This window comes from Bacillus sp. FSL K6-0255, from assembly GCF_045040725.1.
In the GTDB taxonomy this organism is placed as follows: Bacteria; Bacillota; Bacilli; order Bacillales; family Bacillaceae; genus Bacillus; species Bacillus subtilis.
In genome coordinates, this window is the sequence record NZ_CP150278.1 from 2495452 (window position 1) to 2511791 (window position 16340).

At 41.5% G+C, this 16340-nt stretch carries 23 protein-coding genes; 2 read left to right on the forward strand and 21 right to left on the reverse strand.

Features of this window, described 5'->3' with window-relative positions; all coding sequences use genetic code 11:
* Positions 1-22: 22 nt before the first annotated feature.
* The 13 genes from MHB62_RS12835 to MHB62_RS12895 are packed head-to-tail and all read right to left on the reverse strand — an operon-like array spanning position 23 to position 11237.
* The gene (locus tag MHB62_RS12835) at positions 23-187 is read right to left on the reverse strand and encodes an XkdX family protein (RefSeq protein WP_003229944.1); all 165 of its coding nucleotides are present in this window, start codon (positions 185-187) and stop codon (positions 23-25) included.
* Positions 184-519, reverse strand: a complete 336-nt coding sequence (locus tag MHB62_RS12840) for an XkdW family protein (RefSeq protein WP_009967793.1) — start codon at positions 517-519, stop codon at positions 184-186. The genes MHB62_RS12835 and MHB62_RS12840 overlap by 4 nt, the downstream gene beginning before the upstream one ends.
* A 9-nt stretch (positions 520-528) precedes the next feature.
* On the reverse strand, positions 529-1629 hold the full coding sequence (locus MHB62_RS12845) for a pyocin knob domain-containing protein (RefSeq protein WP_032722161.1): 1101 nt from the start codon (positions 1627-1629) through the stop codon (positions 529-531).
* Positions 1630-1632: 3 nt separating this feature from the next.
* Positions 1633-1905, reverse strand: a complete 273-nt coding sequence (locus tag MHB62_RS12850; RefSeq protein ID WP_032722163.1) for a hypothetical protein — start codon at positions 1903-1905, stop codon at positions 1633-1635.
* Positions 1902-2480 carry a YmfQ family protein gene (locus MHB62_RS12855; protein ID WP_032722164.1) on the reverse strand — a complete coding sequence of 193 codons (579 nt, stop codon included), beginning with the start codon at positions 2478-2480 and terminating at the stop codon, positions 1902-1904. Before MHB62_RS12855 ends, MHB62_RS12850 begins: the two co-directional genes overlap by 4 nt.
* Positions 2464-3510, reverse strand: a complete 1047-nt coding sequence (locus tag MHB62_RS12860) for a baseplate J/gp47 family protein (protein WP_032722165.1) — start codon at positions 3508-3510, stop codon at positions 2464-2466. Before MHB62_RS12860 ends, MHB62_RS12855 begins: the two co-directional genes overlap by 17 nt.
* A complete protein-coding gene (locus tag MHB62_RS12865; protein ID WP_032722166.1) occupies positions 3503-3928 on the reverse strand; it encodes a DUF2634 domain-containing protein in 426 nt (141 codons plus the stop codon). The genes MHB62_RS12860 and MHB62_RS12865 overlap by 8 nt, the downstream gene beginning before the upstream one ends.
* Positions 3929-3940: 12 nt before the next feature.
* Positions 3941-4207 (reverse strand): DUF2577 family protein, encoded by a 267-nt coding sequence (locus MHB62_RS12870; protein ID WP_032722167.1) that lies wholly within the window; start codon positions 4205-4207, stop codon positions 3941-3943.
* The gene (locus MHB62_RS12875) at positions 4204-5184 is read right to left on the reverse strand and encodes a hypothetical protein (RefSeq protein ID WP_032722168.1); all 981 of its coding nucleotides are present in this window, start codon (positions 5182-5184) and stop codon (positions 4204-4206) included. Before MHB62_RS12875 ends, MHB62_RS12870 begins: the two co-directional genes overlap by 4 nt.
* A 12-nt stretch (positions 5185-5196) precedes the next feature.
* Complete coding sequence (locus tag MHB62_RS12880; RefSeq protein ID WP_032722169.1) at positions 5197-5856, reverse strand: LysM peptidoglycan-binding domain-containing protein; 660 nt, start codon at positions 5854-5856, stop codon at positions 5197-5199.
* Complete coding sequence (locus tag MHB62_RS12885) at positions 5849-10606, reverse strand: phage tail tape measure protein (protein WP_032722170.1); 4758 nt, start codon at positions 10604-10606, stop codon at positions 5849-5851. Before MHB62_RS12885 ends, MHB62_RS12880 begins: the two co-directional genes overlap by 8 nt.
* Positions 10607-10608: 2 nt before the next feature.
* Positions 10609-10746: a hypothetical protein gene (locus MHB62_RS12890; protein WP_021480099.1), complete on the reverse strand. Its 138-nt coding sequence runs from the start codon at positions 10744-10746 to the stop codon at positions 10609-10611.
* Positions 10747-10787: 41 nt separating this feature from the next.
* On the reverse strand, positions 10788-11237 hold the full coding sequence (locus MHB62_RS12895; RefSeq protein WP_032722171.1) for a phage tail assembly chaperone: 450 nt from the start codon (positions 11235-11237) through the stop codon (positions 10788-10790).
* Between the two features lie 145 nt (positions 11238-11382).
* Between MHB62_RS12895 and txpA the strand changes: the two genes are divergently transcribed.
* Together txpA and bsrH are read left to right on the forward strand one after the other, a co-directional pair.
* On the forward strand, positions 11383-11562 hold the full coding sequence (txpA, locus tag MHB62_RS12900) for a type I toxin-antitoxin system toxin TxpA (RefSeq protein WP_004398662.1): 180 nt from the start codon (positions 11383-11385) through the stop codon (positions 11560-11562).
* A 371-nt stretch (positions 11563-11933) separates the two neighbouring features.
* Positions 11934-12023, forward strand: coding sequence for a type I toxin-antitoxin system toxin BsrH (gene bsrH, locus MHB62_RS12905; protein ID WP_075058862.1), 90 nt, complete (start codon positions 11934-11936; stop codon positions 12021-12023).
* A 253-nt stretch (positions 12024-12276) separates the two neighbouring features.
* Here bsrH and MHB62_RS12910 read toward each other — a convergent pair whose 3' ends face one another.
* The 8 genes from MHB62_RS12910 to MHB62_RS12945 are packed head-to-tail and all read right to left on the reverse strand — an operon-like array spanning position 12277 to position 16331.
* Positions 12277-12720: a phage tail tube protein gene (locus MHB62_RS12910; protein ID WP_003229930.1), complete on the reverse strand. Its 444-nt coding sequence runs from the start codon at positions 12718-12720 to the stop codon at positions 12277-12279.
* A 2-nt stretch (positions 12721-12722) separates the two neighbouring features.
* Positions 12723-14123 (reverse strand): phage tail sheath family protein, encoded by a 1401-nt coding sequence (locus tag MHB62_RS12915; protein WP_003229929.1) that lies wholly within the window; start codon positions 14121-14123, stop codon positions 12723-12725.
* Positions 14124-14315 (reverse strand): hypothetical protein, encoded by a 192-nt coding sequence (locus tag MHB62_RS12920; protein WP_010886574.1) that lies wholly within the window; start codon positions 14313-14315, stop codon positions 14124-14126.
* Positions 14312-14749, reverse strand: coding sequence for a DUF6838 family protein (locus tag MHB62_RS12925; protein WP_003229927.1), 438 nt, complete (start codon positions 14747-14749; stop codon positions 14312-14314). The genes MHB62_RS12920 and MHB62_RS12925 overlap by 4 nt, the downstream gene beginning before the upstream one ends.
* A 12-nt stretch (positions 14750-14761) precedes the next feature.
* Entirely contained in the window at positions 14762-15265 is a 504-nt protein-coding gene (locus MHB62_RS12930) for an HK97 gp10 family phage protein (RefSeq protein WP_003246050.1), read from the reverse strand.
* Positions 15262-15624: a YqbH/XkdH family protein gene (locus MHB62_RS12935; protein ID WP_003229925.1), complete on the reverse strand. Its 363-nt coding sequence runs from the start codon at positions 15622-15624 to the stop codon at positions 15262-15264. The genes MHB62_RS12930 and MHB62_RS12935 overlap by 4 nt, the downstream gene beginning before the upstream one ends.
* Entirely contained in the window at positions 15621-16016 is a 396-nt protein-coding gene (locus MHB62_RS12940; RefSeq protein ID WP_004398566.1) for a DUF3199 family protein, read from the reverse strand. Before MHB62_RS12940 ends, MHB62_RS12935 begins: the two co-directional genes overlap by 4 nt.
* 3 nt (positions 16017-16019) lie before the next feature.
* Positions 16020-16331, reverse strand: coding sequence for a YqbF domain-containing protein (locus MHB62_RS12945; RefSeq protein ID WP_003229923.1), 312 nt, complete (start codon positions 16329-16331; stop codon positions 16020-16022).
* Positions 16332-16340: the final 9 nt, after the last annotated feature.

A 16340-nucleotide genomic window follows, 5' to 3' on the forward strand; every position in this document is an offset into this window, starting at 1 on the left:
TTTAAGGAAAAATAAAAAAGCCCTAAATGGCTTCTCCTGTGATCTCTTTATACTGTTCAGCTGTAATGAGTTTTTTCTCTATTCCTTCCTGTAAATCTTCGGGCGAACAATCTTTGAGATGAATTGCCTGTTTCACCATTTCAGAAGAAGCCCAGTTATAATGCAAAGCCAGCACCCAATAATTCATGAACCTTGCCCTCCTTGTAGAGTAAGCAGTTGCAACTTTATTTTTGAAAGCTCGCTTCCCAAAGTTTGGTTTAATTCTTCAAGCTGTTTACGAGCCAGTTTTTCCTGTGACAACTCTCTTGCAAGTAGATCCACTTGAACTGGTGGTTCATATGCAGATGTACTCTGAAGCTCTTCCCACCAAGTTTTTAACTCTGCTTCCGTGGGTATAGGTGCCCTAATATTCCACTCTGCTATATATGAGGGAGTTCCATCACCATTATTCTGGACAATAAAATCCTTTGTGGGATCAGCTGTTGGGTATTTAAAAAGAATAGCTTCACCTATATTCATCGTTACCTCCTAAAATCTTGGATAGTTTCGGCCTCCAAGTTCTTGTATATCAAAAAAGTTAAATACACCATTTTTATCATCTACTGCCCTTTTCAGTGTTTCGTCTCCTCCGTAATTACAGTAGCACCAGATTTCAACGTAATCTCCTTTATTCATGGGTACAGTCGCATTGCCGTTTAAACCAAGATTCATCCCATTATCCTTTTCCTGAAAGTCTCCTCTTACATGGTGCAGTGTTTTATATGCTTTTCCATTTAGGTAAACCTTCAAATGAAAGTTTATATAAGATGTATAATTTAAGGTATATATACTTGCCCCGATTAAGTACATTCCATCGTTCGGAGAAATAAATCGATTGTTTTTAGTATCAAAAGCATTATGGCTATCCTTGATGACCCTGTTAAATGCAATTTTAGTGTGATCAATCTTTTTTAAATACTGAACACCTGTAGTTCCAATATTCGCATGAGCAAAACCTGATATCTTTTGCCACGGAGTCCAGCCTGAACCACTCCACCAGTGTCTAATCCAAACTCCTGTACTGTCATAGTAAGTCCCAGACTCATTCCCTGTTCCGTAAAAGTATTGAGTGAAACGGTAATTATTATATTTTTCATTTTTGACAATGCCATAACCCAAGGGGTAGCCTGTAGTATTTCCCTGCCCAATGTCCATTAAGGTCAGTCCTAAAGGATATTCTTCCCCTCCTGTTCTTGCATCTTGAATAGCATTGTCTCCAGTAATTAACGTCAGATTGTTATTTTTATAGTTGGTATCCACGTAATATTTTGCATCCGATAAAGCCTTATCCGCTTTTTCCTGAGCTCCGACAATTGTTTCTTTTGCATTCCAATTCTCCCGTTCCACTGGTGTAATGTGCCGTTGTAAATCATTACGATGCTCTTCAAATTCTTTTTTCGAAGCTTGCTGTACATTATCAACGTTCCCTAGCCCGATTTGCGCCTTTGTTGTATTGTGAGGGTTGTTCATGTCATTTTTATGTACAGCTAAATCTTTATGCGCATCTTGAATGCCTTTCTCCCAACGGTTCACATCATCTTCATTAATCGGATCGTCCGGGAGCCAATCTGTTTTTGCATCATAAGCCATTTGCTACACCACCTCGAAAGTAATCCTAAAATCTAGCGTTCTATTATTACTGACGTCTAAATCTGTTGTTCTTTCCGTAATTACGTTGTTTTGTTCATCAAGGATCTGCACACTCTTAATATGTTTGATATCTTCCTCTCGTTGAGTAAGTACCGTGACAACCGCACCGTGAATGGTGAGTTCCACAATTTCTGTTTCACTCCCATTCAGTAGCACTTTCGATATCCTATTTTTCAAATCTGCAGCTGTACGCTCTCTATAAACCTGCGTAATCATGCAAGGACCACCTCGTTATTATTGAGCGTGACGGAATAACCTACCTTTAGCTCACTTGCTTTTCGATACCTTCTGTTATTCAAAATGACAGTATCTTTTATCTTGAGTGGCTCATTCACAGCAGCTCGCAAGGTATATGCCAAATGAGCTGGCTTCATATTCTCCAATGTTTCTATGAGCTCGCTCATATGCTGCATATCATCTATATCAATATCAACATTAAAACGGTACTGTCCTTGAAGCAGCCTGACCTGAGCAGACGGATTTTTCAGGAACCGGTTCAATGCCTGTTCAATGGCCTTATATGTTGCCGGCGGTATATTGGACATTTTAGAGATTAGACGCAATCGGCGGATCTCATCGGGGTCACCTGATTCCCGCGGTACGTTCAAAATCTTTTCCCATCGTTCAAGCCCCCAGGTTGCCGTAGTAACAAACAACTGATCTGTCAGATCAAAGATGCTATTATTTTGCTTTTCAAATTCCGGAGCTTCTGCCTGAAGAAGTTCCGCCATTTCTTTCAATTTGGTAAGGAACGGCGGCAGGTAAGCAGTCATTTCATCGAGTTTGCTCAATGATGTTCACCTGCCCCAATTTAGGGATTTCCACGTCACTCAGAACCAAATTTTCGGTCACGCCGTTGATTTTAATATCTGCGTAATCACTTACTGAAGGTGAATTGTAGACGATATTATTAATCTGCGATAAACGGATGACGTTATCTTCAAAGGCAATCTTTTTAAAAAGATTTAAAACACCTGATTCAATTTCTTGCTTTACCTGATCGATAGAGCTATTGACCTCGGGAAATACCTCGGCTGAAATCTCAACCTCTTTCCATATCGCACTCTCCACTGTGACAAAGGCACCTATTGGCGCTTGTCCCTCACCTTGTCCGGGTTCAGGATCAATATAGTTTTTCACCTTTGATATTAAAATATCGGAAGCAGGTTCCAAGTTAGCATTGGTCACGACAATTTTGACTGTACCGTCCCCGTTCCAAAGCGGAAAGACCTTTACCTTCCCTACTCCGTCTACTTCTTCAGCCCATTGTTTATAGTGAGCTTTATTGGCACTGACAGCTTCCCGACGCACGCGGGTAAAATATCTAGCTCTTAAACTGTCATCATCCTCCTCTTCTCGACCAGGGATTAGAATCTCTTTCACGATCGCTTTTTGGAGTCCTGGTATGGTGTCTAATGACAATAGATTCTGGCCGGAAATATTTGCGTTCCCCGCTTCCCCCGCTGTTTCACATTCCAACGTCCCGTCAGCTGTGTATTGGAAATACAGGTTATCTACAAAAAAGCGGGAACCCACTGGAATGGTTACTCCTTCAGTAAACTCCGCTGCCCGGACTGCTTTCGTGGCAGCCGTTCGCTCGATGCCGGCTTCAGTAGCCCGACGATCTAAAAATTCTCCTTGTGCTGTGTCCGAGAAGACAAGTTCCAGCACCGTATCGAGCCAAATATAAGACTTGGCCAATTCTGCAGCTGCAGGAGCTAACGCGTTATAAATCACGCTTCCTTCCCTTGTATCAATGTCCGCTGAAATTCTGTTCAGCATCCGGTCCATAATTTCTTCAAAAGTTTGATCTTCAAACATCTTCACCAAGCACCTCCTCGATCTCCAATTTTCCCTCGTCCGTTTCGACTGTAAAGGAAACATGGAACGAATCACCTTGTTTTTCTATTTCAAAATCTGATACAGAGGAAACACGATCGTCATAGATCAGCGCTTCCTCTATTAGCCGCGGAATCTCCATTTTCTTATATGCGTCTGTTGTTTCATTATCCGCCAAGATGTCTTGAAGCTCATTTCCAATGTCATGGCTGAAAACAGAATAGGCGTATCGCTCAGTATGAAGAGATAAATATACAAACTGCCTGATTGCTTCAAGGCCAGTAATCATTTCATTTGTGATACGGCCATTTTCAAAATCTATTTTGTAGGTTTGCGAGGTTTCTATGACTTCGCTGTCATCTTCTATATCCTCAAACTCGATTTCCGGAGACAAAGCCATTCCAAACACCTCCTATATTTTGTCGAGAATAAAAAATGATTGCCCGCCTTTTAAGGAGACAATCATCACACGCTCACCAGTATTCAACGCTTCTTCTTCACCGGGCCGCAGCCGCTTTGGAACAATAATCAAATCAGCAGGTATTATTAATTTGTCATTTTCATTAAGCCTTATTTCAACAGGAGAAACGGAAACCACTTCAGCCGGCATAATATCCACTGGTGACTCAGAATCAACTGCACCGACAGCCAAATGTTTGATTGCTTCACTTAATCTCATGAGGAAACACCATCAGGGATAGAATTTTTCTCAACCACATCAATGGTCATCGTGTGTGTCGATCCTTTAAATTCGTGTTTATCTGTTTCAATCCAGTATGTTTTCTTAACCCCGACTTCCGGAATTGAAATATAGACGGGCAAACCACTCTGAAGATCTGGAATCCCAATTGCTTGAATACTTTTGAGTTCTTTTTTGACGCCTTTCTTCTGTGCCTGTTTAACTTTCGCACGCTGCTGCAACTGTGCTTGGTTAATGTTATCTGATACTGTTTCAACATACTGAAGGACGCCGTATTTGTTTATGCCTGCGCTGTCGCTTGCGGTGGCCGTGTATGTTTTATTGTCTTTCTGACGCCGCAGCTTTACTCTTGTGACTGTGTCATTAATGGAAGTGCTGTATTGATAACCAGTAATGTTCACACCCGTTTCCAGTACCCATACTTCTGACGGATCAGGCCAAGCGCGAAGGCCAAGCTTCCCCTTCGCAGAATATAATTGATAATTCCTTCCGGTTTGGCTTTTCGTTTGTTTCAAAGCTTTCAGAATCATGTCATAAAGGCTCGTATCATCTTTAAACACTAATGATTTAATGGTGTAACCCGTATTTGCAATGGATGTCGTTGGAATTTGAAAATCTCTTGCCAGGCGCTTAATAATCTCGTCTGCACGCTTATTGGAGAACACATAAACATCTTTGTTCTTAACCAGATATTGCAGCATGTCATAAGCCGTAAAGGTCAGCCCATGTTCTTCCGGATTGCGAGAAAACACAATACCTCGAAACAGCTCTTTCCCTTTCCACTTAAACAGAACCGTATCTCCTTCTGATACGCTGTAATATGAATGGGTTCCTTGTTTCGTTATGATCTTTGCTGTGATTGATCGCGGAGCCTGATACCGTTGTCCCTCAAGAGAAACACTTTCTGTTACCAGCTCAAGCCATTCCGTTTCTTTAATGACGAAAAGTTCTATCATGTCATCACCTGCTTACTGCGGTATCTTTAATTTTTGCCCAGGAAAGATCCAGTGTCCTGGCTGCCTGATATTACGTTTACTTCGTTTGATCATAGCCTTTTTATTGACGTTCCAGATTTTGCGCCACTTTGTGCTGTCTCCATAAAATTTACCGGCAAGGTCCCACAGTGTATCGCCTTTCTTAACGGTGTATGTTTTAGGAGCTGATTTAGATGGTCGTTTCTTCTTCGTCTTTTTCTTCTGCTTGATCTTCCGCGGCGAAGCAGTTTTGTATTCCTTCAGCTTTATTTCATAATCACGATCACCTATATCTTTTTGGCCCTCGCTATATGAAAAAACCTCGATACTGCAAGTTAAATTAATTTTCGTTCCAGTAATTAAGAATTGAACCGGCTTTTTAGCTTTCACCCATTTCTCGATCTTTGCAATAGCATTTTCAGGAGAAGGAAATCCCTTATACTCAGCAAGCGGGCTATGTTTCTTTGGAAAAAAAGAAGAGAACGAAATTTCTTTCGCTCCCGGTTTATCAATAAAAGTGATCTCCCCAAAACTAGCCACTTTTACTGATTCATTTTGAATTGTGTTTGAAATATCAATTTGTTCAGGAAGGACAGGAAGCCGTAGCTTATCCTTCCCTTGTGAAATCCAGAATTCATATATGGATTTAGTCAAAAGCAACGACTCCCTTCGTTCCAATGTTGATATCCTGTTCAAGCTCATCGACAAGAGCCTGCTTAATCTTAGCTACAAGGCTGTTCATATCTTGGTCATTGTGAAAATGCTGATCGCCATTAAATTGAATAATAACCTCTTTACCTCCTGATGCTGTAACAGTTGTTTGATGACTGCCTGTTGTGGCTGCTGTTACTTGACCGGAAGATAGTTCAGTTTGGCCTTTTTGAGATGGGTCTGTGACTTCCATTCCGAGTGCCTTAGCTGCTTGGGCTAATAAATAACGTCCACGGATGCCTCGCTCCTCCGGAATGATCCATTCCCGTTTGTTTCCTTCACCGACACGTGCAATCTGCTCTTTGGTAATAAGTCCGCCGTTAGCGTAGCCAACATATGGACCTCCGTGCCTCATGCTTCTAATGCCTGGTACATTATTAATTGATCCATATCTGCTTTTGATATAGCCAATCGCAGCAGCAGCGTTGTGAATCGGGTTAAGAATGTTATTCATGCCTGGCAATTTGTGTGCGTTGAAGGTACTTGGGATTGTCTGCATGAGCCCCTGAGATGGATGTCCTGCTTTCGCATTACTATCCCATAAGTTGATTGCCTTCGGATTACCGCCTGACTCATGCTGAGCAATTGTCATCAGCCCTGGGAGCCAGCTCACCGGCGTCTTTGTAGCCATGATAGCAGCCATAAGCCATTGCTTCACATTTCCGCTTACTGCTCCCATTCCGGAATAAGCAGCAGCTAGTGAGCCTGCTTGTTTTTCAGCAAACTTTTTCACATCGACAGAATCCAGACCTTTTACAATACCTATAGAGGCAAAGCGACCGAGACTCATCATGACACGGGAAGGTGAGTGAATATCAAGCTCTTCACGAAATGCCTTCTCAACTTTTTTCGCCAGTTCCTTGGCAGCCTCATGGACTTCACTTGCCTTAGAAGTCATGCCTGAAACAAAATTACTGATCATACTGCTTCCCCATCCGTTTGATGATTCTTTAGATCGGATAAACGGCTTGTTAATATGAGTGCTGACGTATTGATCAGTACCAGTTTGTGAACTATTTTGTCCAGAAGCAAAACCTTTGACCGTTCCGCTTCCCCATGATGAAGATTTATTAACAGTGTTCTGAAATGGCGTTTTAACCTTCGTCTGCAAGAAGCCATCTGTACCGGTCGAAGTGCTGTTCTGACCTTTAGCATATCCATTGACCACTTGCTTTCCGTAATTCGGAGAATAAGAGATTAAATTGTTCATTGGCTGTCCAACGTTTTTCTGTTTCCAAGATTCCATAGAAACAACATTATCTCCAATTCCTTGATCAAAGCCTTTAGTGAACTGTTGACCAAATGAAGTCGCTTGTTCATCAAGACTGGATGTGTCAATTATAGGAGATACAGAAGCAGTCACCGCCGCTCTACGGATTAGCGGGGAAGTTGCTGGTTCACCTCCTGCAGATGAAGCAGACGCTATATCATCAACTACACTCATCCCTAATTTCGAAGCAGCTTGAGAAAGGAGCATTTTGCCGCGACCTTTATTATTCTCAACGGGAATAACAAACTCTTTACCTGCTTCACCAATCCAAGATATTGTTGGCTTCGTAATGTAACCACCAGTAGCATGTTTCTTTGGCTTTTCTTTTCCCGTACCAAATAAATAATTTACGCCACTCTTCACATATCCCCACGCTTTACCAGCAGTTTTTTTCGCACTTGAAGCTACTTTCCCACCGACTTCTTTTACTCCGCCCAAAATACTGCTTCCCAATTCCTTTACACTTTGCCACTTTTCAGACCACCACTTCTTACTAAAAAGGGTTTCTGAGATGGAACTCTTAACACTTTTCCATATTGATTTAGCATTGTCCCATTTATTTTTGGACCAGCTTTTTACACTTTCCCATTTTCCTGACCACCACTTCTCGCTAAATAGAGTGGATTTCAGCTTTCCTTTAACTGATTGCCAAACAGAAGACGCGCTGTCCCACTTACTTTGAGCCCAACTTTTTACGCCTTCCCATTTACCTGACCACCACTTCTCACTAAACAAAGTGGATTTTATTTTTCCCTTTACGGACTCCCAAACAGATGATGCACTATTCCATTTGTTTTGTGCCCAGCTTTTAACGCCAGACCACTTTTCAGACCACCATTCACTATTAAATAAAGTGGACTTCACCTTTTCTTTTACATTAGACCATGTATCACTTAACCCATTGATGGAAGTCTTCGCATTACTCTTAATGCCTGACCATTTTTCAGACCACCATTTTTGATCAAATAATGTACTGTTTAGTTTCTTCTTTACTTCTGAACCATCAAACGCTTTACCTAAACTTGAGCCGCCCATGGTGCCTGCTATACCACCAACTAATCCACCAATAGCTGTTCCCACTCCTGGAATAACACTGCCAATAGCTGCTCCTGTAGCCGCTCCAGCAAGGCCACCGCCAGCTGATCCAATTTTTTCACCAACATTATCTTTATTCATCCCAATTAAATCGGTTGCCGCTAACGCTGTTCCTAATAGAGGGACTCCCTTTGCAAACTTGCCAACACTTTTCAGAGGACTTAAGACTTTCCCGAACTTCGATGTACCGCCTGCAGCTCTACCAGCTGAGTATAGCTCCGATCTCGTAGTGATTATTGCTGATCTTGAATCTCTAGTTGGATTAGTACCTACAGTTCTACCGGAACGCCTTCTCTCCAACCGTTCAGATGACACAGCAATTGAACTATCAGAAGGGTTCATTCGGTTTGGATTACCGCGTCGACCTAAAACTCTTTTCCCTCGTCTTCTACGAATGCGATCATTTTTACCTCCATCGCTACAACAGCAATATGTCAAGCTGCCGCTTCGAGGTAAACTCGTTGGACCTGTGGCAGTTTTGGATTCTCTGCCCCTTGTGCTAGCATTACGATTACTGTTTCTATTCCTCCTTTCACTTTGCGTATTAGTACCAGCTTTAGGAGTACGTTTTGGAATTAATTTTCGGATTACGCCTGCTGCATCACTTCCGACAGTACCTATGCCTTTTAACAGCGGACGAAGTATTTTCAAATAACCAATCAATCCAATTAAAGAGGGGATCACAACTTTAATCGCTGTTTTCAAATCATCCCAATGGTTGACGCTCCACTCAATGGCTACGTTTAACTTATCACCTATCTCCTTACCAAGATCAGCAATATCTTTTTTGATCTCTTTAAGCTTTTCCTGACCTTCTTTACTGTTAATGAACGAGCTGATTTTATCAAAGGCTGGCCCTAATCCAGTTAGCAGAGAAGTTCCCATATCCTTAGATATGCTTTCAAAATCTCTCATGGCATCATTAACCGGTGTCATCGGATTATTATCCCGAAGTTTCGTAAAGCTTCGTTCTAATTCACCGCTTGTTTTGGCACTTGTACCAATACCCTCAGCCATATCTAAAATCGGTTGCTTGAGGTCTTCATATTGTGTTCCAATAAGCTCAGTCGCAATAGCAGCCCGCTTTGTTTTGTCTTTCACTTTAGAAAGTGCTTTTGCCACCCTAAATAAACTTTCCTCTCCGCTTATTGAACCATCTTTGAAGCCCTTGAACATTTTCTTAGTTTCCTTGGCTCCGAACAGCGTTTTAAATGCGTCCACTTGGCTATCAGACATTTCGGTTCGGCGGATGTTAAACTCACGCATACTATCGGCTAGGTTATCGAAGTTTCTGGCGCCACCCTTTGTTCCTTTTATCATGGCGTTTGCAATCTGGCCGCCTGTGAGCTTCAAGTCTTTAAAGGTGGAACTGTATTCATTCATCGTATCCAATAAATCGTCAGCTTGGTCACCGGCATTCCGATATACATAAGCAATTAAGTCTCCGCTTTGTTTTCCAGACAATTTCAAGTTGTTATACATTGAACTGAAAGCACGATCTACCTCAGCTTGATCAGCATTCATAAGCTGGGCAATCTTACTTGACGACTCAGTCAATTCAGCAAGAGCTTTTTTAGACGCCCCTGTCTGTTGCGATAAGTTTCTTAGAGATAAACTGACTTCTTCCCGAGAACTGCCCGCTTTATTGTTGAAATAGATCTGATCCGTCATTCTTGCAACATCTTTCTTATTAACGTTTGAAGTTGCTGACACGTAAGCATCCTGAGACATTGTACTCTTACCAGAACCCATAATTGAACCTGCAGAAAAACCGCCTGCAACTGCCAGAGTAATGGTAGCATCCTTCAAGCTGTCTATTTTCGCTTCAATTGCATCCAGAGCCGCTGAAGCTCTATCCTTAATAGAAACAGTTGGCTCAGCATGTTCGCCGTCTACATCGGACACATGACGACGGATCTCATCTAATTGGTTTGAAGCATGATCACGAACTGAAACAGTTGGCTCAGCGTGCGAGCGATTCAAATCAGAGAGACCTCCACGGATCAAACGAAAACGTGGTGTAGCTTGATCATTTACGGAAACTGTCACCTCATGGCTGCCCTCGGTAAGATCCTCAGCTTGCTGACGTATAGAATGTAAGCCATTCGAAGCTCGATCATCTAAATCCACTTCAAGCGATCGAGCCCGACCGGTCAAACGGTTGGCTGATCGGTCAATTCTCCGCATAACTTTCTCAGTCCGATCTTCAGCATCAAAAATAAGAGGGCCATTAGCGGCCCTCTTAAGTCTTTCAGCATTGCCTTGTATCATTCGAAGCTTGCGGGAAATCTTATCATGTAATTCAAACGTGGCTGTTAGTTTAGCCATAGTTAATTACCTCCCTTCTTCGCTTCTTTTTCTAACAGCTCAAGCTTATAACCGATTAACCCATATAAGAGCGCCTTGAATTCTTTCGGAGCCTCATATAGTTCTCTTAATTCTGACGGGGCGTATTTGAGTTCATGCATCGCGTAATAAAGATATACAGCCTCTTTGTCCCCGTCCTTTACTAGTTTTTTGCCGCTTCTTCAAGGTCTTCGAGATCATCATCAAATCCATTGATTTCAATTGCTTTGTTTAGCCAGTTCGCATACTCACCGCCGACTGAAAGAACACGTTTGGCGACTTCCACTGGATCTTCTGTTTTGTAAGCCTCACGTAGTTCCTTAGCTTTAAAGTTCGGGTAAACAGTCGTTTCAACCGCAATACGAGCATAAAAGCGTTGGCTGTCCAATTCCTTCACACGGCCGCGGCCTTTTACATTCTTGTAAGTCGTATTCTCTTTCTCAAGTTCGTCAATTCGTTCAGTCGTGATCGCTTTGAAAATGAATGGAACAACATTGCCCTCTTTGTCTACAAATCGTTTAGAAATCGGTACTTTTACTTCTTCCGCTTCAATTGTTTGTCCTGGCATAAAGAATGAAAGATCGTAAACTTTTTCATTTTGTTTTTCACTCATGTTTATTAGCTCCTTTTACTTTTTAGTTTTGGACAAGAAAAAAAGCACATTCATACTTTTTGAATGTGCTTTCCATATAATTCATGTATAATAGATTCTTGAAGCTACCTTAGCTTATCCTCCGAATATGAAAGGAGGTGAAATTATGTCGACCTATGAATCTCTAATGGTCATGATCGGCTTTGCCAATTTAATAGGCGGGATTATGACATGGGTAATATCTCTTTTAACATTATTATTCATGCTTAGAAAAAAAGACACTCATCCTATTTACATTACTGTAAAGGAAAAGTGTCTACACGAGGACCCTCCTATTAAAGGGTAGTTTCTTTTTTAAAAGCTAGAGTGCTGCCACACTCTGGCTTTTATATTTTAGCATTTCTCATGAAAGTAACACACATTAACAAGTGGTAATGTGGTACCAACTATAAGCTTACGCCAGTAGTTGCAATACTTTTGCTTGGCACCATTATAACATGAATATATATTGATTATATAATTATTTGTATCTTTTATTTGTTACTTTTTTTATCTATGAGTTCAAAATGACCTGATCATAGAAGCCTTAACCCTTTTTCTTTTATTAAAAACCCTCGGATTATGAAAGTGTTATGGTACAATATGGTTTAGTATAAATGAATATTGGCTTTCAACATCTCAAGGGCGGTCTGGCTCACTCCCTCATGAAAGGGGGTGATGCACGTGTCAACATTTCAAGCATTAATGCTTATGCTTGCTTTCGGGTCATTTATAATTGCCCTGTTGACTTATATAAAGAAGAAATAGACCCACCCCTTGAGCTCGGCAAAGTAAAAGGGTAAAGTCTATCCTAAATACTTTCATGAAGTTGTTAAGCCAGCCCTCTTGATGGGCCAACATTTATACTGACCCGGCGGCAACCGGGTCTCTTTTATTTTATGCATTTCTTTTGAAAGAAATACATGTTTCCATTTGGTACGGTTGAATTACTTCTAAAGTAATCTTACCACATTTTTTCGTAAATATCTTCGTTAAAGTCGGCGATTTTTCGTGAAAGTGATTAGAATGTGGATTTTAACTGTTCAGGCACATCAAAATCCTCAAAGGTAAACGGCACTTCTTCTTCCAATGCTTCAGAATCAACATCAAGCCCAGCGATTTTCGCAGAATCAAAGTTCACATCGTACAAGGTGACTCGTTCAGTCCCACGACCTGAAGAGGCGTCATCTAGAACAGCTTGTAAGGTGAAATAAGGATCACTTCCCTTTTTCACATAGTCCATCATAATAAGAACAAATTGAGAAGTCACTTTATAAAAAGTGGCTGTTCCCGTTCCATTTGCTCCGGTCGTTTTGTGCCCCGTCATCCGACGACCCATGATATTGACCTCGGATTTGTTTTTCTCTACATTGGCTTCAAACGTTTTGATATGGGCCATTTCTTCTCCATCAAGAAACAACCTGCCCTCTTTACCTGAAATGGTGTTTTGCGCTTTTAATGCCATTCCTATTTCACCTCAACATTAAAGTAGAATTTTTCAGCTGCATCCACCGGTTGAACTGCAAGATCAATCAGGAAGCCGTCACGATCATTATTCAGAGCAATTGTAATGTCATTCTCTGAATCAAAATCAGTAATGCCCTCGTTATCTTGAAGAACACTCAAGTATTGAGTAATTAGCGTTTTTACAAACTGCAGTCCGTCATTTGTAGCGGGAACATCACTGCCGCTCGCTTTTCGAGACTTGATCAATGCTTTCAATTGTGATGTCAGGTCATTATTGATTGCATCAAGTACACGGACAATTTTGTTTTTCTGGAACATCTTATTTTTCTCTGCTGTTAGGCTTGTGAGTGAATTAATGTCCTTTTCAACCGATACTGATTTATCACGAGAATCATAAGTAAACAAGAATTCCCCATTTGACAATCGTTCAACGATTTCGTCGTTGTCAATTCGGTTAAGGACATCTACAGCTCCCTCGTATTCTACAAATGTAAGTGATTGATTAAATGTAGCCCCCGCACTTGCACCGGCAACCCAAGCTGTAGCTTTTTCAGGAGTGATCTCCGTTCCATCCTCAAGTAGGACACCACCTGTTACATTGATAATACCCTCATGGTCTCCCTTGTAATTTGAAAGAACACCTTGAACCTTTTGCCCTTGGTTGTCTCTCAGCCGTTTGATAAACGCAACAAACGTTGCTTTTAATTGCTCGTTATCCTCTACAGGTAAAGCGATTGTGTCAAAGTATTCCGTTTCAGCCGCTTCCAAGAAAGCTGTATAATCGGCATTTGTCGGTGTTTTGTCTGTTCCGCCTGACAAGCGGATTCCGGAAGTTGCAGGGAGAGCACCGCTAACATCTTCAGGGGCCGTACCGGTTAACGGAATAGTAACTGTTAAATCTCCTTTCCCCGTAAACGTGACATATTTATTCGGTTTAAGTTCTTCAGCTTTAGACACTGTTTGTTTATCCACTTCAGATTGATCAAGGTAGGTAGTGACATCAACTTTCGAAGAGTCAATAACGTTCTCCGTAATACTAATAATGATGTCATTACCTTTAGTGCCGCCATAAAGAGCAGTAGCCTTTACACCTTCGCTAATGTCTGCTGAAGCACGAAGACCTTCCGTTAGGCGATAAAGCAAGACTGTATTCGCCTTCTTCATCGCCTCACGTAAAAGCAACAGCGAAGGATCATCAATGTTCAACCCCACTTTTTTATTCAAGTCCTCGATTGAAGAGATAGAAATGAATTTCTTAACCTCACCCCAGCTGGACGCTATCGGCAGCGCCACTGTTCCACGTTCTCCGGCAGAAACACGGTTCTCCGCGGTCGTTTTGAAGTTAAAGTAAATACCGGCACGCTCTTTTTCCTTGCCAGGTGTGAAAGTTCCGCCGTTCATCTATTTGACCTCCTTTTGAAGAAACTGAGAAATCAACTTCTTCGCTTCCGATTTTGTAATACTCATTTTATGAACATGAAAAAGAGCACCGTCAAACACCTCGGGTTTTACCCCAAAGAGCTCTCGACTGTGCTCTCGCAAATCCTTAATATAAAAAGCATTTTCTGCTTTCTCTTTTTTAGTGGCCATCATTTCACCCCACTTTTAAATTTAAAACCATCTATTGAACGCTGATCTTCCCGCTCATACCAATAGCGGCTCGTCCAGTTTAAGACAATGGTCGCATAATCGTCTGATACCCGCGTTTCTATTCGAGATAGGCGAATAAAATCCCCAGTATCCTCGCCAGATTCTTGTATAAGCGGAATTATGCCTCTTCTGCTTCTAAGTGTATCCGCAATTCGTTCCGCTTCGTTATGAGCCTTCTGTACGTTTTCGTGAAAGAGTTTTACGTTTAAAACATATGCTTTCTGAAACGTGGATACTGTGTCCACCCCATCGACCGTGGAAGCCGGTGGAAAGTAAAGAGACGGAACAGCAAAGTCCTGCGGTATTTCTTCTTCATACACTTGAACAGGATACAGTTTGTATAGATAGCCCATAATTGAACCTACTTCTTGATTCATGGCAGCACCGCCTTAAAATTCTTCATAAATCCATTGCTGCAGCTTCCGCTCAAGGCTTCTCTCAAACATCAACTGAAAAATGGCCATGGCGTTATCCCAAAACCCCGAACCGTCTACCCATCGGAACTTCAGCAGCATGCCGGAATTTTTTTCAGCAGGGTCATATTCGAAACGGTCGCCTTTCCACCGACCTGGAACCCATCGTCTATCCTGATTTTTAGACGGATCGATAGTAAAGTGCCCGTCATTGACGTATGAGGCGTAATCCAGATTTGTTCCAACATCCAACTTTAAGCTGCCTTCTGTCATTGAAAAGATATTATCCTGGTCACCTTTCTGAAAGGAATTGAGCAAGCGGCGAGTGTCCACGGTCTTCGTCCTAATGATCTCATCTTGGATGATATCTAAGAACTCAAAACCCATTGATTCAAGCCACTGCTCATATTTCCTCTTCAGTCCCCCACGAGAAGCCCGGTCTAATGATTGTATGAACTGATCGAGACCCCGAATTTTCATAAGTATTCAACCTCCCGTACTGCCGTCACTTCCCAATGATGATTCCTGATTTTGCGGGGCTTCTGTAATTTATAAGCAGTACCATCCCAAACCGCCCTGTCATTTACTCGAATATCAGCAGTAGCAGGGAAATGCACAAGGAAAGATTGATAAATAGATACATTTGACTCCTGTTGGATAATGGACTGACTCTTCTCTGTAAAATAACACGGCTGATTTTCTATGTCCGGCTCATCAGGGTACGAAAAAACCGGTTGAACATCTTCAACCGGCACCCCGAATTTTTGCTTTCTATTTTCTTTTTTCTCCTGCAGATGGTAAATGTCACATCTGTGAGTCAATAAGGATTGATAACTCATATTGATCTCATCCGCACTTTCGCTTCAATCCCTTCTAAATCAGGGTCAGCCGGTTTCACATAATCTTTTATTAATGCATACACATCAGGTTTTTGAAGAGAACTGCCATCCCCTAGAGTATAAGAATAGTCACCAATTTTTTCAGTTGTATATCCTTTAATAATTGACTCGTCGCCATTTATAAGAGCATAAAACTGAGACAACTTTAATAGAGCCAGTCGAACCGTTTCAGGCAAAGGGATATACTCTGCATCTGAAAAATCATGTCCAACTTTAAGAATGATATCGGCAGTTGCCTCAAGGATATCCTGTTTTAACAACTCGTCAGGTCTGGTCTTTACAGACTCAAAAACTGAATAACTCTTTAATTCATCGGGAGTGATTAACAGCATAGGTCACTCCCCTTTGTTATCTATTTGCTTAAGGATGTAGGCAATTCTTTCATCTGCGTTTTTGAAGTCAGACGGATTGCGACCAAGATTAGAAATAATGGATTCATGCTCTGCTTTATTCATACCTTTCAATTCCGATTCAGTATAATTTATCGGATCATCCTTTTGATTATTAAGCTCTTGGGTTAGTATAAAATATGGATTTTCATTTAAATACTCATAGAGCTTTTTCGGTACTGTTTGACTGACACCTGCTCGAAAGGTTATTCCCATCACATTGTATGTTTTGCCTTTAATAAGCTTTGCAGTAAACACACCAGACCA